Annotated in this window: 11 protein-coding genes; 5 read left to right on the top strand and 6 right to left on the bottom strand. The window is 52.9% G+C overall.

Annotation, left to right across the window (positions count from 1 at the left end):
- From VL547_RS24140 to VL547_RS13960, 5 genes are all read right to left on the bottom strand, one after another.
- Positions 1 to 164: DUF488 family protein (locus VL547_RS24140; RefSeq protein WP_414648338.1), on the bottom strand; the 164-nt coding region annotated here is incomplete at its 3' end.
- Between the two features lie 262 nt (positions 165 to 426).
- The gene (locus VL547_RS13975; protein ID WP_325578792.1) at positions 427 to 759 is read right to left on the bottom strand and encodes a hypothetical protein; all 333 of its coding nucleotides are present in this window, start codon (positions 757 to 759) and stop codon (positions 427 to 429) included.
- A gap of 1 nt (position 760) precedes the next feature.
- The gene (locus VL547_RS13970) at positions 761 to 1,378 is read right to left on the bottom strand and encodes a sigma-70 family RNA polymerase sigma factor (RefSeq protein WP_325578790.1); all 618 of its coding nucleotides are present in this window, start codon (positions 1,376 to 1,378) and stop codon (positions 761 to 763) included.
- Positions 1,379 to 1,468: 90 nt separating this feature from the next.
- Entirely contained in the window at positions 1,469 to 3,673 is a 2,205-nt protein-coding gene (locus VL547_RS13965; RefSeq protein WP_325578788.1) for a hypothetical protein, read from the bottom strand.
- Positions 3,674 to 3,688: 15 nt separating this feature from the next.
- Entirely contained in the window at positions 3,689 to 6,565 is a 2,877-nt protein-coding gene (locus tag VL547_RS13960) for a triple tyrosine motif-containing protein (RefSeq protein WP_325578786.1), read from the bottom strand.
- Positions 6,566 to 6,777: 212 nt separating this feature from the next.
- Between VL547_RS13960 and VL547_RS13955 the strand changes: the two genes are divergently transcribed.
- From VL547_RS13955 to VL547_RS13940, 4 genes are read left to right on the top strand one after another with little or no spacing between them, the layout of a single operon-like run.
- Positions 6,778 to 9,870 carry a SusC/RagA family TonB-linked outer membrane protein gene (locus VL547_RS13955; RefSeq protein ID WP_325578784.1) on the top strand — a complete coding sequence of 1,031 codons (3,093 nt, stop codon included), beginning with the start codon at positions 6,778 to 6,780 and terminating at the stop codon, positions 9,868 to 9,870.
- A gap of 21 nt (positions 9,871 to 9,891) precedes the next feature.
- Positions 9,892 to 11,433, top strand: a complete 1,542-nt coding sequence (locus VL547_RS13950; RefSeq protein ID WP_325578782.1) for a RagB/SusD family nutrient uptake outer membrane protein — start codon at positions 9,892 to 9,894, stop codon at positions 11,431 to 11,433.
- Positions 11,434 to 11,435: 2 nt separating this feature from the next.
- Positions 11,436 to 12,239: a glycoside hydrolase family 16 protein gene (locus VL547_RS13945; RefSeq protein WP_325578780.1), complete on the top strand. Its 804-nt coding sequence runs from the start codon at positions 11,436 to 11,438 to the stop codon at positions 12,237 to 12,239.
- Between the two features lie 13 nt (positions 12,240 to 12,252).
- Positions 12,253 to 13,863 (top strand): hypothetical protein, encoded by a 1,611-nt coding sequence (locus VL547_RS13940; protein WP_325578778.1) that lies wholly within the window; start codon positions 12,253 to 12,255, stop codon positions 13,861 to 13,863.
- 20 nt (positions 13,864 to 13,883) lie between these two features.
- Here the strand turns inward: VL547_RS13940 and VL547_RS13935 are convergent, their stop codons facing one another.
- Positions 13,884 to 14,681, bottom strand: coding sequence for a DUF1080 domain-containing protein (locus VL547_RS13935; protein WP_325578776.1), 798 nt, complete (start codon positions 14,679 to 14,681; stop codon positions 13,884 to 13,886).
- Positions 14,682 to 14,786: 105 nt separating this feature from the next.
- Between VL547_RS13935 and VL547_RS13930 the strand changes: the two genes are divergently transcribed.
- Complete coding sequence (locus VL547_RS13930) at positions 14,787 to 16,901, top strand: alpha-N-acetylglucosaminidase (protein ID WP_325578774.1); 2,115 nt, start codon at positions 14,787 to 14,789, stop codon at positions 16,899 to 16,901.
- Positions 16,902 to 17,155 lie beyond the last annotated feature (254 nt).

The following is a 17,155-nucleotide window of genomic DNA, read 5'->3' as shown; positions in this document are numbered from 1 at the left end:
AAAAAATTAGAAAGTGGCTCCTTATTATATTGTGGATTGTAAGTGCTTGCAGCGACACTTCTAACGTCTATTAGACAATTTATTGAAAACCCTTTTAATAATTCAAGGAAGTAATCAAGTTGATGGGTTGAGTGCCCAATTGTATAGATTGTGGGGGTTTTCATTTTTTTCTTACAATTTACGAATTGAAGTAAAAAAGATATTGCAATCTTATTTACGTTTGAACCATTTAATAGAGCAAAACTACTAAAATATTTAGCGATAAAACAGAGGGCGTTAAATCGTTGATAAACAGTGTCAAGTATTTATATTTGGCACCACGGCATGCAAGAGGTCACCGGTTCGACTCCGGTATTCTCCACTTATTTATTAGGCACTTATGTATACGCATAAGTGCCTTTTTTATTCGCTTGATTCCTAGTTGTCTCAACTAAAGAAAAGAAGGCCGATCACACCCAGTAAAAGCGTCGCAATCGCGACCACGATGGTTATTCGCCAGGCGATTGGCCAAACCGGTTCTTGCATACCGATTCCTTTAAACAAGCCATCGGGCTTTTCCCTGGTTTTGACTGAAAGGGGCGCGTCTTCGTCGTAATGCTCGAAATGTTCCACCAGCCCTTCATCTTCGAACATATAGTCGTACCACCCCTGATTCTCCGGGGAGGCGACAAGCCATTGCTCCAGTTCTTTCTTTTCGTTAAGGGATAATATTTCTTTACGGGCCCTGGCCACGAGCGTGGCCAGCCGTCGAATCTTCATATCATTTGGAGGCATAGGAATATCGCGTTTGGTCATCTTTATAAAACGACGCGAAATTTCCTTCGGGTGAAAGATTGCAAAAAAATATGGATCTGAGCTTGTCCAATCCGATTCTGCGCTGGCTCTTAACGGAATTTAAGGTGATACCCAGAGTTTTGGCGGCCTCCCTATAAGGCAAGCCATTTATGTAAATGAGCTGGAAAACCTTTTTACATTGCTCTGGCAGCCGTTCCAACGCCATTTGAATCTCGAAAGACTTATCGTCCTGCGTCGGCGCCGCTAAACCGGGTTCCTGGGCGAGCTGACGCTGGAACCTGGTTTCCCGGAGTGCCCTGTTACGCCTCGTCTTTATGCAGTCAAAGCAATTATTTTTTACCGCGATGTACAAAAATGAACGGGCAGCCGGCAGGCTTTGGAACCTGTCCCGCGTTTTGTACAGTGTGCCAAAGGCGTTCATCGCAACGTCTTCTGCCTCCGCCTTGCTCTGGATGAAGCGCCTGGCGAAGTTATATAGCCGTTCGAAATAGGCTCTGAACAGCCATTCAAAAGCATGGTTGACGGCGCTCCGGTCCCCGTGTACGTCGTGTATAAATTCCGACTCCCTATATTCGGGCTGCATGATATTGTACTATTCGGCAACCCGTAATGTACATATAATAAACTAAATTATATTGCAAAATAAATGCAAATTGTATCATAATTTGGTCAGCTATCGCCTAGGCACGCATCCATAATAATCCAATAACGCCAATACATACGCTCCCGATCCGTAACCCACCATTGGAACCGCTCCATTGAAGTAACAGTTGTCCAGCATATACATCTCCGGTATCGAATTGTAATTGGCTTTGGACAGTGCAGTGACCTTGTCGATCAGTCCCTTGGCCAGGCTCCTGCTGCCCAGGTGGTTTTGGGCCACTGCGACACGCAAATCCGCGAACGGCCATTCCTGATTCTCGTAACTGTCATCGCTGAAGACGCGTATATAGCCGATGCCGTCCTTCACTTTCATCAATGGGTCATATTCCCGCATGTGTGACTCGAAGAGCTTTTTGTCCGTAATAAGCCCGTTTGCAAACAATTCGAACGTTCCCGCGTCATGAAAATAGTGGGCGGTCGGTGACTGGTCATCGGCATCTCCTTTTATGACACGATTTTCATACACCATATGGCTCATGATACCGGCATACAGGCGTTCCGATGCGGTTGAATATTTTTTCCATTCATACCCGTATCGCTTTTGCATTGCGGAGAATCGCTTTAATCCTTCTGCGCAGACGCCGGAGGTGAACGTATATCTCCTTCCCGGCAAAGGGTGTTCCCATGGACCTGAATCACTGCGTATCAACCCGTCACCGTCGATATTGTGAATGATCGCATCGGCGACCTTTTCGGACAGTACTTTCTCCCATTGCCTATAGAAGGCACCGTCATTGCTGCTTTTCATGTATTCATCCAGCGCGGTAAGAAAGAGACCGAAATCGTCAATCTCGATGGTAGGCCCTTCCGAAGCATCGCAGTCTTCCTTGCTGTTGCCATAATAGCGTGTCGCCGATATTCGATAGTCCACGCCAATGCCATAGTCTCTCCCGTTCCTAAAAACATTATTTTTAAACCGGCCCACGGGTCGGGCGTTCAGCATAAATTCCAGCCCTCTCCGAGCCTCATCGTTCATGCCCAGTTTCGCCATCGCGGCAATGGCGAATGAACCGTCCCGGACCCATGTCATACTCCATTCCCCGGGACGCAACGACGCTACTATCTGCCCGCGGGCGCATGGGAGAATTTCCTGCTCCGGCACCTGGGACATTTTCAAGATGGTTACGGATTGTTGCAATAAAGCCTTCTCGTCAGCCGTCGCTTTTCCGGGAATTTTGCATCCTTTAAACACGGAATGCATGAATTGTATCTCTTCGGAAAGCAATGATGTGTTTTTCCCCGCCAAGCGGGTCTTCGCCTTTCGACAAATTGCCGCATCCTTATGCAGGGAGTCGGTAAAGCCAAACAGGAAGTATTTTTCGGCGACGCCATTCCTGATTTTAGCGTAGTCGCTTGTTTGTATTTCCCCTTTTCCCCGGTCGTACCCGAAGGCGATACTTTTCACCGCTTCGGGCGGCCCTTTTACTACGGCGTATAAGATGCTTTCGTGGGTAGTGAAGGGGGCGAAATAATAAACGGATAAATCCCGGTACTTCACTTCGATGACGTGCGTATTGTCCAGGTAATGCGCCGAAAGCGGCCGCATTGGTTTTTTGAAGGATATGTTGAATGCGACGGGCGATACGAATTTCGCGGAATCGTAATAGGCGAAAATATGGGGATACAACGTTTCCACCCTGTCTGTTTCGGTATTGTACACCGCTGAAATGAGCCCGTTGGACGTGGTTAATTGGAAATAGGATCGCCTGGTTGCGGCCAATTCCTTTTTTTCCTTCTCGTAAGTGTCTTTTGTCATCAGGGCAAGCCGTCCTTTGTAGATGCCGCCGATAGCCGTCGCGTTAAACATGCGCACGGCCAGCGTATTATTTTCCTTTACGATACCCGCAGGGATGGTATATATCCTTTGCCGATCCCATGCGGTTTCTACCTTGGGGTAGATTTTTCCGCTGGCGCCTACCAAATCCCCATTTACAAAGGTCTCGTCTGCGGCATCGATAGTTCCGGCAAATAAAACCATTTCCTTCCCTATCATTTGCCGGGGTACGTTAAACTTCACCCTGTACCAGCAAAGGCCTTCCCACCCTTTGTTTGATGATGGGACAAGGCGCAACTCCCATTTGCCGTCATCGAATGCTTCACTTTTGTATGCGGTGTCGTCTCCTTTGATAAATCGCCATTTCGTGTCGAAATGAATGACCTGGGCGAAGGAGCCGGTGGTGAAAAGAGCGAAGACCAGTATCAGGTGGCTTTTCATGGCGAAGCGCTTGGACTATTGGGGTGAATCTTGTAACATGCTATTCAGGAATGCACTCAGGCTCTGCTTCTTCCCGATATTGAATTTTCTCCTGATCCGATACCGGCTCATTTCTACGCCGCGGACGGATATGTTCATGATCTTGGCGATTTCCTTTGTGGAGAGGTTCAGCCGGAGATAGGTGCAAAGTTTCAGATCGCTCCTGCTCAGACTGGGGAACCGTGCGTTTAATTTTTTCAGGAAATCGTCGCTGATCTGGTCGAAGTACGCGGCGAACTGGTCCCAGTTTTCATTGTTCTTTTCGATGCTGTTCAGCAGTTGCAGCGCCGTCCTCACTTCATCCCGATCGTCTGTCCTTTGGTACAGCTTGTTTATCTCGTTTTTTACCCTGGCAAAGGCGTCCTCTTGTTCCAGCAAATGCATATTGGCGTCGGCCAATTCCTTTTTTTTCAGGAATATTTCGTTTTCAAGCTGTTTGTTTTGGAGCCGGATGAGCTCTTTTTCCACGTTTTCCATCTCGAGCTTGTGGAGGGTAACGATCTGCCGCTGTTTGGCTTCATACTTGCGTTTCTGGCTGAGCAACCGGTGCTCGTGCCACTTTTTCAGGGCATACCCCGCCGACAACAGCAAAATACCGTATAAAATATAGGCCCATATCGTTTTATAAAAGGGAGGATCGATCACAAAGGTGTACCTAACGGACTCCGACGTGTTTCCGAGGTTGTCGTGCGCCTTTACTTCAAACGTATATTCTCCATCGGGGAGATTGGTATAGTCTTTTTCCGACTTTGCCGTCCACAGGCTCCAATCCGCATCATAGCCCTCCAATTTATAGCTGTACTCGATGGTTTGCCGGTAGCCGTAGCCGGGAGAGCTGAATTCAAAGTGATATGCGTTACGGTGCGAGGGAAGGTGAGGCGTCTCGCTTTGGTCGTATCCATCGAACAGGGTACTGTCGGGTCTTCCGTAAGCCCTTACGGTGCTTAGTAAGAGGGCAATCGTCGATGTATCCTTGATATACTCGGCATAATTCAAATGGATGATGCCCTTTTCGGAGGCTATGAAGATATTCTGTGGGTTATAAGGATAGATACTTTCGAACCCTGAAAGGATCTGTCCCGTTAGTTCGGGGAACCATGTAACGACCGGGGCCTGGCTCCCGGCATTGGAGGTCTCGTGCACCACCCCTATTTTTTTGCCGCTGCAAAACCAGATGTTCCCCTCCTGGTCTTCATTCAGGTACCGGATATCCATTGTACCAAACAGGGGGTAGAACAACGGGGAAGGCACAAACTTACCCCGCGATGGATTAAATTCATACACCCCCTTTACTGTAGCAAAGACAATCCTGTTCTTTATCCTGAAGACAAAGTCGTTTAATGGGGAGGGAAGGCCGTCCTTATCCGTGTACAACCGGCAATTGTACGTCCGCTTATCGCGGGATAATTGCAGCCGGTAGATGCCCTGGTAAGGGTTCGACGTCCAGACCGTACTGTCGTTGTCGATGGCGAGGAACCGGAAAGAGACATTGCATCCCGCGGGGTATCCCAGGTCCGTAAACTTGTCCTGACCATATTCCAATAGTTTGATACCGGTATAGGTCCCTGCCAGCAGGTACCTGGAGGGAAGCACCGGGCTCATCGGCAAAAACAGCCAGGAGGCATCCTGGCTCACCAGCTCCGCCCCATCCTTACCGATGTCAAAGATGCCCGGATCGTGCCCCAGGAGGAGGTGCTGATTCACTTCATCAAGTCGCCACGATAAACCCCTGCTGTTGGGAACCAGGTCGAATTTCCCCCTTTCTACACCCAGGTCTCCGCTGCCCGACGGGACAGGCACGCTATAGACCCCGTCAGACGTGGCTATATACAGCTTCCCCCGGAATATCCTGGTGGAATAACCGTATAATTCGTAGTCCCGGTTGGGCCTGATATACCGGATAGCCTTGCTGTACGCCACCATACTGATCCCATTGTCGAGCCCGACCCAGATATTCTTGTCCTTGTCCAGGAAAAGGCAATTAATATGGTCGCTTTGTAAACCTTCCTTGCTCGAAACTACCTGCGCAATACGACCACTCATATCTACAAGGACGCAACCTTCTGAGGTCGTAGCCAATACCAGCGTTTGGTCGTCAAGCCTTGCGGAGCCGGATATCCATGTCGTGAGGGATTTGAGGCCTCCCAAAGTATTCAGGAGGGTGTCGTTCCTTAATAGATAGACACCTCGTTGAAGCGTTGTGACGAGGAAGCTGTCCCCTTTTATGGGGGTGATGCCCGCCATATTCTCTTGGCCTAACAGTTTCCGGTTATTCAAAGGGATCCATTGGTTCCCCTGGTAATAAAACAGGCCATCCCGCTTGTCCTGCGCGATCAACCGATGTCCCGCCAGGCACATCTTCTGCCATTCCGTTTGGGGCGGGTACACCAGGAATGCATTGTTCCGGAGCTCAAAGATACCGTTGGTCGCCCGGAAAAATACGGATTCCCCCAGGATATACACCTCCCATATATCGGCAAAAAGTCTTTGGCCGGCGGGTAGCAGACCTACCAACGAATTATAGCGAAGGGCGCCCGTGCTGTCCGGCTGAAAATATCCCAGTTCTCCCTGTCCTCCCACATAAATGCGGTCGTCGACCAGGGTTATGGAGCGGACGATAGTCCCATTAGGGAGGGGATAAATCTTCCAATAGGTGCCATCGAAAGACATAAGCCCCTCATTGTTTGCGAAATACATCATTCCGCGCCGATCCTGGGCCATGTCCCAGGTTTGGGCTCCCCCATGGAAGTCAAGCTTATTATAGTTAATCACCAGTGGAAGCCCGACCGTATTCTGGCCTTCCGTCTGTCCAATTAAAGTGAACAAAAAGACAGCAAGCAGCAATCGCTTCATTGACTAAAATTAATACGTGGTAGCGTTTTTTGTATCACTGTAGTAGAATTGTCGTAGCGAAAAAAGCAGTTGCAAACGTTTGCATTGGTATAGGTGTCGTAGCAATGTTGAATCGAATTATTAACAGTCAACCTTTTTTGCCTATATTTTTATCCGCTGCGCGAAAACGCGTTTTTCAACCTGAAAATATATCACCAAAACAACGATTGTTTATGGAAAAGCTACGATTGCTGCTTGACGTTTATGGAAACAGATTCATTTTTTTACTAATACTCCTTTGCGCGGGTATTGGTACTTATGCCACGGCGCTTCCACCCACTGTCGTCAAAGGAAGGATCACGGACACCGCGGGTAACGCGTTGGCCGGCGCCACCATCCTTGTGAAAGGAACCCGAACGGGCACCTCCACCAACGAAAATGGAGAATTTTCGATACAGACCCCCAAAGCCGCCGGCGTCCTGGTCATTTCTTATACCGGGTTTACCAGCCGGGAAGTCAGCTTCTCGGGAGACGCCACTTTAGACATAAGGCTCTCCGCGGCGGACAACAGGCAGTCGGACATAGTGGTCGTGGGGTACGGTACCCAGAAAAAGGGTGACCTGACCGCCCCTATCACCTCGGTGAATATGGACGACGTGGACAAACGCACTACCGCTACCCCCATGGACGCCCTACAGGGCAGTGTCCCCGGTGTCCAGGTGATCAGCAATGGTTCTCCCGGGACCTCTCCCGAAGTGCGCATCCGGGGGATCGGCTCCTTTAATAACGAAAACCCGCTGTACGTCGTGGACGGTATGTTCGTAACCGATATCGGTTTTTTGAATTCGGACGACATAGCGGACATCTCCGTCCTGAAAGACGCCTCCGGGGCAGCCATTTATGGCGTCGAAGCGGCCAACGGGGTTGTCTTGATTACCACGAAAAAGGGGCGGCTCAACATGAAAACACGCGTCACGTACAACGGTTATGTGGGCATCCAGGTTCCAACCCACAAGGTGAAGATGGCCAATGGGCAGCAATTCACCAACTACGCCCTCCAATGGCAGGACGCGGCAGATTCCGGCTCCATCAGACAATCCGCCAATCTTTACGGGGGCGCCGGCCTTGCGCCAACGACCAGCACCGACTGGTATAAACAAATATTGCGGAGCAGCGCCCCGATAACCAACCAGGCGATAGACGTGCAGGGAGGGAGCGACAAGATAGCCTATACCCTGGGCGGCAATTACCTCTACCAAGGGGGGATCATGCAATACCAGAACAGCTTCCAGCGGTACAACATCCGGTTTTCGATGGACGTCAGGGCCTTTTCCTGGCTAAAGCTGGGCATTACCACCACGGTCAGCAACTCCGTTACTTTCTATCCCAACAACGCGGCCTGGGAAACCGCCTTTACAGCCTCTCCGCTGTTCCCGGTCTACGACTCCGCCAACAACCCCTCCGCCTTCCCGATAAAATTCGCCAACAGCGCGCTGATCGGGAGAACGGACGCCAACGCGGTGGCCCAGGCACGATACAATTACAACCAATATAAGCAGATACAGGTTTTACCGGGGGTTTATGGTGAACTCTATCTCTGGCACAACAGGATTACACTCCGTTCCCAGCTCAGCGAATATTACACCTCGGGATTGGCGACCAATTATGCCCAGCAGGTGAACCTGGGGCCGGGGTCGACCAATACGACACCGTCCATGCTGACCTCCTCCCAGGACCGCAACACGAATTATATCCTGGATAACCTCGTCACGTACCGGGACGGTCTGGGCCGTCACCACTGGTCGGTACTGCTGGGTCAATCTTCGCGGTCCGATCGCTATCGGGTAACCACCGTGCAGGCCCAAAACGTACCCGCACAACAACAATTCTGGTATGTGACGAACTATACCCGCGACCCCAGTTATTACAGCGACAACGGTACATATAACACCAGTTTGTCGTATTTCACCCGCGGCACCTACGACTTTGACAACAAATATCTCCTCACCGCCACTTTCCGGAAAGACGGCAGCTCGAAATACCAGCAAAAATGGGGCGATTTCCCGTCCCTTGGCGTGGGCTGGGTCATCAGCAAGGAAGACTTCTTGAAAAACGTACCCGGTTTGGATTTCCTGAAACTGCGCGGCAGCTGGGGTAAGTTGGGGAATGACGGCGTGACACCGAATGCCGGGTACGCCATCGTTAATTCGGGCAATGCGTATAGTGGCATATTCGGCAGTACCGGTTCACAAAACGGCCAATACGTTCCCGGTTATCAGGTTAATAACTTCTATTCCAATGTCAGCTGGGAAGTCGTAACGGAATGGGACGGCGGTATCGATTTCGAGTTGCTGAAGCACCGGCTCAAAGGTTCGGCCGATTATTACAACCGGGCCACGAACGGGGCCGCCCTCAACGAAAGCTTCCCCTTTGGCGCGCCGGCCATCTACGGCAACTTTGCGGATATGACCAACAAGGGTTTCGATTTCGCGCTCAGCTGGGGGGACAGGATCGGGAAGCTGGGTTACCTGATTTCGGCAAACGCCTCCACGCTCAAAAACACCGTCACAAAAATCGGCTCGATTTCCAACATCATGGGCGGCGTCTTTGGCTGGGCTGCTGAATATCCCAACATCATACAACCCGGGCTACCCATCAATTCGTTTTATGGCTATAAGACGGCGGGCATCTATCAGACGCAACAGGAGATCGACGCCGATCCGGTCGCCGTGGCCGCCAATAAATCCGTACCGGGGTCGGTGCAACCCGGCTTTTTCAAATACGCCGACCTGAACCACAACGGCGTGAGGGACGCGGGTGACGAAACCAACCTGGGAAGCTATTTGCCAAAGGTTACCTACGGCTTCAACATATCCGTGTCGTATCGCCAGTTTGACTTCAGCGTTGCCGCCCAGGGTGTGGCGGGTAACAAAATTTTGAACCTGAACAGGGGAGAATTCCAAAAAGCGACGTCTTCGATCAACCTGGACCAGAAATTCATGGAGCACCTGTGGACGGGACCCGGGTCGACCAACATGTATCCGTCGGCCTATGCCCTTTCCCAACCGTGGAACAAAGAAGACGGGGGCGGATCCTTTTTCGTGGAAAGCGGCGCCTACCTGCGGATACAAAACATACAGCTCGGCTACAATTTCAAGCTGGGGACAAACAACCCGGTCGGTCTCCGGGTATTTGTAACCGCCGACAGGCCGTTCATATTCACCAAATACTCCGGTTTTACCCCGGAGATCAGCGGGATAGGCTATGATAACCAGGTATATCCCGTGACGGCCTCGTACAGTTTTGGGGTAAAGGCTACTTTTTAATAACGAAAAAAAGCTATTGCTATGCGCACATATAAATCAATCTTATTGCTGGCGAGCCTCCTTTTGGCGAGTTGTTCCAAATTCCTGGATCATCCCGTGGAGAACCTCGCCCCGGAAACCACCATCGACTATACCAACCTGAGCCTGATGTACCAGCCGGTATCCGGCGCGTATAAAGCCGTAACCCGTGGCGGGTTCGCCTTTTGGGTCCCGACATTTATGAAGACCTCGCAAAGCGACGACATCATCCCGGAAACCGGCTACAGCGAGGTCAACACCCTTATCAACAACGGCGTCAGCGGCTCCGCCATTGCCAGTTTCTGGGCCCTGGACAATATGTGGGTCAATTATTACGCCCCCATCATCACGTGTAACGGCGCCCTCGCGGAATTGGCAAAGTTCGGCGCCAACATACCTTCCGGGGACGCAGCCGATCAGCAGCAGCTGCTTCGGTACCAGGCCGAGGTCCGGTGCCTGGCGGCGATCGGGCACTTCTATCTTTGCCGGTCCTGGGGCAACATACCCATCCTGGGGCCATCGAGCATCTACCCGAGCGACCTCGACACCGTGCACATAACCCCTATGGCCAATGTACGGCAGTATATCATGGATGAAGCGAACTTCTGTATAGCCAACCTGGAAGCCGTGGCGCCCAACAAAGCAACGCACGTGGGCGGTCTGACGAAATATACCGCGTTGATGCTAAAAGCCAAAACCGCCCTGGACATTGCCGGGTCCGACAATGGCAGCCCTTATTGGGACACGGTGTTGGATTGCACGAACCAAATCATGAACAGCGGTCAGTTTTCGCTGTACCCCGATTACTACGAACTCTTCAAGATACCCGGTAAGCTGTGCGACGAGTCCATCCTCGAGTTCCAGTACTCGGATTTCGGCAGCACCACCGGAAACATCGTGACCTCCGGGGAAGATGCGACGGGCTCGCAATGGGCCAACCTTTTCCTTTTCCAGGCACCTAATAACAGCTGGGGCGGGCTTATCAACGGTCCCGGATGGCTGGTCCCTTCCGACAACGCGTATAACTTCCTGGTGGCCCGGGGAGACGCCCAGCGGATCAAATTGACCTTTGAGCGTTGTGGCGTAAACGGTAACCCCGGTACATATGCCGTTACGCCCGATGGTGACACCGTTTCCGGGAATGTGGCGGGGGCTAAATACTTTAACGGCAAGGCCTACACCCCGACTTCCGAAAGCAATGGCACCAGCGGCTACTATGGCTCGAACAACAACGTCCGCGTATGGCGCTACGCCGAAACGCTCCTGATGAATGCCGAGGCCCTGATCCGCAAAGGACAAAATGGGGACGCTCCGTTGAATATGGTGCGTGCCCGGGTAGGTCTCGCCCCCCTCACCAACGCGACGCTGCAGCAGCTGATGGACGAACGGCGCGCCGAATTGATATGCGAATGGTGGGGCGAACGGTTTAACGACCTGGTCAGGACGGATCAGGCCGCTACGGTATTTTCCGGCTTTGTAAAGGGCGAAAGCGAATTCTGGCCCATTCCGACGACCGAGATCGCCCTGGATAAAAACCTTCAATAGACATGTATAAAATCGTATCGAGCGTTTGTTTCGTCGCATTAATATCATTCACCAACCCATCTCCTCCAGGGCATCATAAACCCTGGAGGCTGGTTTGGTCAGACGAATTCGATTATACCGGCCTGCCCGACAGCACTAAATGGGGGTACGACGTCTGGCCGCCGGGGCGGGTAAACGACGAAAAACAGGAGTACCTTTATAAAGACACCTCCACCGTCTACGCCAGCCATGGTTTTTTGAGGATAACAGCCAACCAGGTCATAAAAAATGGCGACACCTCCTATCGATCCGCAAGGATAGTCACAAAGGACAAGGGCGCCTGGACATACGGAAAAATGGAAATCCGCGCCAAAGTAGCCAGAGGCAGAGGCCTGTGTTCCGCGGTATGGATGTTCCCCGCCGAACAAAAATATGGCAACTGGCCCCACAGCGGTGAAATCGACATCATGGAGCACATCGGTTGGGGTATGAATAAAGACAGCATTTTTCAAACCGTCCATACCGGTGCCTACAATCACGTCATAGGCAATCAAAGGGGGAAGAGGGTTTTTGTCGAAGACCCACCGGCGGACTTCCACGTCTATACGATCGAGTGGACATCCGAGTACATCGACTACAGCCTCGACGGACAGCACACGTTTCGCGTCAGCAACGACCATAAAACGACCGAGGAATGGCCTTTCAACATACCCTATTTCCTGATCATGAATATCTCCGTGGGAGGGAAATGGGAAGGGGCGAAGGGGATCGATCCCGCCATTTTCCCTGCCACCATGCTGGTCGATTATGTAAGGGTATATCAGTGAAATGTTGCAAAAGATGAAAAACGGGTTGCTGCTCCTGCTCATTTTTCCGCTGGCCGTTCTCCACGCGCAGGAAAAATTGATCTATCATACGATCCGTACCGATACAAAGGGCATGATTATCCCCTGGTATGACCCCGATCCCGGTAAATCATATAACCACATCATCAATCAGGTGTGGAATTTCTGGGATACCATGCGCCGGGACATGAACGGTCTGCCGTATTATATGAATCACCAGGTGTGGAACCCCGATTTCGACGACCCGCGCGGCATCGGAGGGGACCAGTTTGCCATGGCGATGTCCTCCTGGCGTCTGTACTACGCCTATTCCGGTAACGAGCGGGTGAAGGAAAACATGTTCTTCATCGCCGACTACTATCTCACGCATGGATTGTCCGGTTCCGACACCCGCTGGCCATCCATGCCTTTTCCATACAACACCTTGGTCTATTCGGGGGTTTATGATGGGGACATGCGTATCGGCCGCGGTTTTATCCAGCCTGATAAGGCGGGTTCCTTTGCGTTGGAGCTGATCCATTTATATAAGATAAGAGAGAACCCCCAATATCTCGAGGCCGCGATCCGGATAGCCGATGTACTGGCGGCGCATATCCGGGACGGTGACAGCAGCTATTCGCCCCTCCCTTTTAAGGTAAATGTATTCACGGGGCAGCTGGGTATGCTGCGCGACCATGGTCTCGACGGGACATGTATGGACACGGCGGGTTATACCAGCAACTGGGCGCCCGCCCTGCAATTGTTCCTCGACCTCCGGGGCCTTGGACAAGGCGATACCACGGCCTACCGCACAGGCTTCGACAGGCTGCTGTCCTGGATGAGGGCCGTCCCTATGCAATTGAATAAATGGGGCCCTTTTTTTGAAGACGTGGACCAATGGAGCGAGACGCAGATCAACGCCATGACCTTCGCCAGGTTTATCATGGAACACCGGGCCCTGTTCCCGGAATGGAAGCAGGAGGTCCGGGCGATCATCGACAAAGTACACGCCCGTTTCGCCAACAACAACTGGAGAAAATACGGCGTAACGGTCACCAACGAGCAGACGGTCTATCAGGTGCCCGGAGAAAGCCATTCAGCACGCCAGGCGGCCGACGAATTGTTGTATACCAGCTTGTCGGGGGACAGTAGTTTCTTCGACAACGCCGTCCGTGAGCTGAACTGGGCGACCTACATGGTCGATTTCGATGGGAAGAACCGGTTTCCCCAGGACGAGCCATGGCTGACCGATGGCTACGGTGATTATATCCGCCATTTCCTTCGGGCAATGGATGCCACGCCGACCCTGACGGCTCCTGGTGAAGATCATATTATTTCCTCCACTTCGGTGATCCAGCAAGCCGACTACAGGGGACATCTGAAGAAGTACATTTACCTCAATTTCGACGCCGACAGTTCGACGGTTGTGCTTTTTTACAGGACCTTCGATACGACGGGGACCGAAAAGATACGTTTGAGGGCGAAGCCGTCGGCTATCCTGGTCGATGGTCATCGCCTGGTCGAGACCGCCCATGGCGAGGGGTATGACTGGACGCCCTTTAAGGACGGAGGCGGATTACTGGTTGTCCGGAGGGAAAAAGGGAGGAAGGTACTTTTGCTCAAATAGCTTTTTACGCGTAGCCGGCCTCAGTCTAACTTCTTTATCCAGATATCCTTTACCGAAACTTTTGTGATCGACTCGATTTCGATACCAATATAGCCCGTTTTATTGTTTAACGACGAGGGGTCGTCGTCAACCATCACCGACATCAGCTGGCCGTTCAGGATTTGTATAAAGACGCCGCCGCGGGCGATAATCGTATAGTCGTTCCAATCGTTTTTCTTCACGTATTTGGCCAGCTCCATGATATCGCCGATGTTCCCCATCAGGCGTTTGCTGTGTATGCCAAACCCCTCGACAACCTGGCCACGCCATGCCAATATGCGCATCGGATTATTTTCAGAATAGAACTGTCCGGTCCAGTACTGCGCCGACGGCCAGAAGTCGGCTTGCGGGCCGGTCATCATCCAATTCAGATTCACCGGGCCGACGTTGGCGGTGACGTTCGGCGCGATCGGCGCCAGCCATGGCAGACCCGTTTGGCTCCTGTATTGTATGCCGCTGCCGCCATCTCCTTCCACTTTTATTTTCAGCTTCAGGGTAAAATCTTTGGCCTTCATTCCCCGGTAAACCAGGTAACTGTTGCCGCTGGGGTTCTGTTCCGTCGATTCGCCGACGATAGCGCTGTCTTCCACCCGCCAGAATTTGGGATTGCCATCCCATTTGTCGAGCGCTTTGCCGTCGAAGAGGGGGACATATCCCGCATGGTCGTTAAAATCCAGCGGCGCCGGCTGAGTGAATCCGGGAACGTTCGGAACCGGCTTTTGAGCAAATAGCCCTTCGCGGGCGAGTAAAAGAAGGCAAACGGCGAAGTATTTTTTCATCGTGGGTTGTTTTGGATGAAAAAGATAAACGATTTGTACGAACCGGCCATGATTGGACAACCGGTTGCACTGAATTCCCACACTAAAATGCGCTATTTTGAAGGGGTGAATAGTAGACAATGGCTTTTGACGGTAGGCCTGGCGATAGCCACTATACCGCTGCACGCGGCGCCCTTCGATGGCGTCCGCGCCCTCATCGGCCGCCGTGTTCCCTGGCTGGGTCCTCACGTCCGGTTTGTACAGATACCGCCGGACAACGGCATGGACGTAGCGGTGCTGCAGACGGAAGACGGGATGCTTTGGGTAAAGGCCTCCAGCGCCTCCGCGGCCGCGGTCGGCGTCAACCGCTACCTGGAAGACTATTGTCACCGGAGCATGTCTCACCGCGGCGACAACCTGGGGCCTGTCGCCGATTTGCCGGCCATCGGCCGCCCGGTCCGCATCCTGGCCGAAGCCCGGTACCGGTATGCGTTGAATTATTGTACGTGGAACTATACCATGAGTTTTTACCAGTGGGACGACTGGTCCAGGGAACTGGACTGGATGGCGCTGAATGGGGTGAACCTGATGCTCGTCGCCGGGGGTGAAGAGGCTGTCTGGCAACGAGTATTGCGGCGCCTGGGTTGTTCGCAGTCCGATATAAGCGCCTACCTGGCCGGCCCCGCTTTTACCGCGTGGTGGCTGATGGGCAACCTCCAGGGATGGGGAGGGCCCATGCCCCAAACACAGATCGACGGCCGTGAGTCGCTCACGCGCCGGATGCTCGAACGTATGAAGGATCTGGGCATCACACCCGTAATGCCCGGCTTTTACGGCATGATACCCACCTCCCTTACGGGCAGGTTGAACGCGCACGTCTCCCCCCAGGGTCTTTGGGCCGGTGGATTCCAGCGACCCGCCATGCTGGATCCCAGCGATCCGGCGTTTGACCGGATCGCCGGTATTTTTTACGAAGAGACAAAAAAAGCGTACGGCCCGGACCTCCGTTTTTTTTCCGGCGATCCGTTCCACGAAGGCGGTAACAGCAACGGTATCGACGTGCTCAAAGCGGGCGCCCGTATACAGCAAGCCATGCAAAGGGGCTTCCCCGGGGCGGTTTGGGTCTTGCAAGGCTGGCAGGCGAATCCGCGCAAGGAGATGCTGGCGGGGCTCGACAAGCGGTACGTCCTTATCCAGGAGCTTGCGGGAGAACGGACGAACAACTGGGAGGCGCGCGGCGCTTATGAGCATACGCCTTTTATCTGGTGCACCGTCACCAACTTCGGGGAAAAGCCGGGCGTCGGGGGCAAGCTGCAACACTTCGCCGACGAGACTTACCGGGCCTTCCACGGACCTTACGCCGCCTATATGCGGGGCGTGGGGATCATGCCGGAGGGGATCGACAACAACCCCGTGGTCTATGCCCTGGCCTTGGAGCTCGGCTGGCAGCAGGACAGCCTGGATGTCAACCGCTGGATAAGGAAATATGTGTCGGCAAGGTATGGGCGGGCCGATCCGGATATGCTCGAGGCATGGGACCTACTGTTGCGCACCGTATACAGCAGCGTCCCCGGGAAGGGCGGAGAACCCTCCGAGAACATACTGTGCGCGCGCCCGGGGCTGGAAGTCCGCTCCGTATCTACGTGGGGCGGCATAGCCAAAACCTATGACACGCAACTATTCGCCAGGGCAGTAGCGCTTTTTTTACGGGCGGCCGTCGCCGGCGAACCCTACCGCCTCGACCGCATCGACCTGGAACGCCAGGTGCTGGCCAACCGGGCCGATACCGTCTACTCCCGCGTCGTACAGGCGTATACGCAGAAGGACGCTTCATCCTTCGACGCAGCAGCCGCGGATTTCCTGCGGCTGGCCGACCAGGAGGACAGTCTCCTGAATACCGACTCTTGTTTTCGGTTGAGCACCTACCAACGGCAGGCGCTCGCCGCGGGCCATACGCCCGAAGAGAAACGCCTGAACCTGCGCAACGTCCTTATGCTCATCACGTATTGGGGCGCGGCGGACAGCGCCAAAGAGGAGCTGCGCGACTATGCCTATAAGGAGCGGGGCGGGATGATGGGCTCTTTCTATAAGGCGCGCTGGGAAAAGTATTTCGCCTATCTCCGCGCAAAGCTACAAGGCAAACCCGCGACGCCCCCCGACTTCTACGAGGAAGACCGGTCCTGGGTCGAAGCGCAGCTTCAACTGGAGGACCAGCATGGAGAGGGAGGGCTACTTCAGTAACGCCGAATACCGGTATAACGCCTCCAGATAATAATAATCCGCATAGATCAACGGTACATCGATCTCGACCCCATGGGGTATCGTGTCCGGCTCGCAAGGCACGATTTCTTTTAAATTGGTATCGACCGCCGGCGTTTATGACGGGTTCTCCTCCAAAGAGTCGATTGTATCCGCCTTCGTCAAAAGCAGCAAAGGGATTTAGGGGAGACGTTGATAAAATTCCCGCCCACCAACCGGTATAACAGGCCGTGGAT

Source organism: Dinghuibacter sp. (genome assembly GCF_035492835.1).
Taxonomy (GTDB): domain Bacteria; phylum Bacteroidota; class Bacteroidia; order Chitinophagales; family Chitinophagaceae; genus Dinghuibacter.
The sequence above is the reverse complement of the archived record's forward strand: the minus strand, read 5'-3'. Positions and strand labels throughout refer to the sequence as shown.

Bases quoted from the DNA above. Each gene is read 5' to 3' on its own strand.
- VL547_RS13955 (WP_325578784.1), top strand. From the start codon at position 6,778: ATGGAAAAGCTACGATTGCTGCTTGACGTTTATGGAAACAGATTCATT.
- VL547_RS13950 (WP_325578782.1), top strand. From the start codon at position 9,892: ATGCGCACATATAAATCAATCTTATTGCTGGCGAGCCTCCTTTTGGCG.
- VL547_RS13940 (WP_325578778.1), top strand. From the start codon at position 12,253: ATGAAAAACGGGTTGCTGCTCCTGCTCATTTTTCCGCTGGCCGTTCTC.
- VL547_RS13945 (WP_325578780.1), top strand. From the start codon at position 11,436: ATGTATAAAATCGTATCGAGCGTTTGTTTCGTCGCATTAATATCATTC.
- VL547_RS13970 (WP_325578790.1), bottom strand. From the start codon at position 1,378: ATGCAGCCCGAATATAGGGAGTCGGAATTTATACACGACGTACACGGG.
- VL547_RS13965 (WP_325578788.1), bottom strand. From the start codon at position 3,673: ATGAAAAGCCACCTGATACTGGTCTTCGCTCTTTTCACCACCGGCTCC.
- VL547_RS13975 (WP_325578792.1), bottom strand. From the start codon at position 759: ATGAAGATTCGACGGCTGGCCACGCTCGTGGCCAGGGCCCGTAAAGAA.
- VL547_RS13960 (WP_325578786.1), bottom strand. From the start codon at position 6,565: ATGAAGCGATTGCTGCTTGCTGTCTTTTTGTTCACTTTAATTGGACAG.
- VL547_RS13935 (WP_325578776.1), bottom strand. From the start codon at position 14,681: ATGAAAAAATACTTCGCCGTTTGCCTTCTTTTACTCGCCCGCGAAGGG.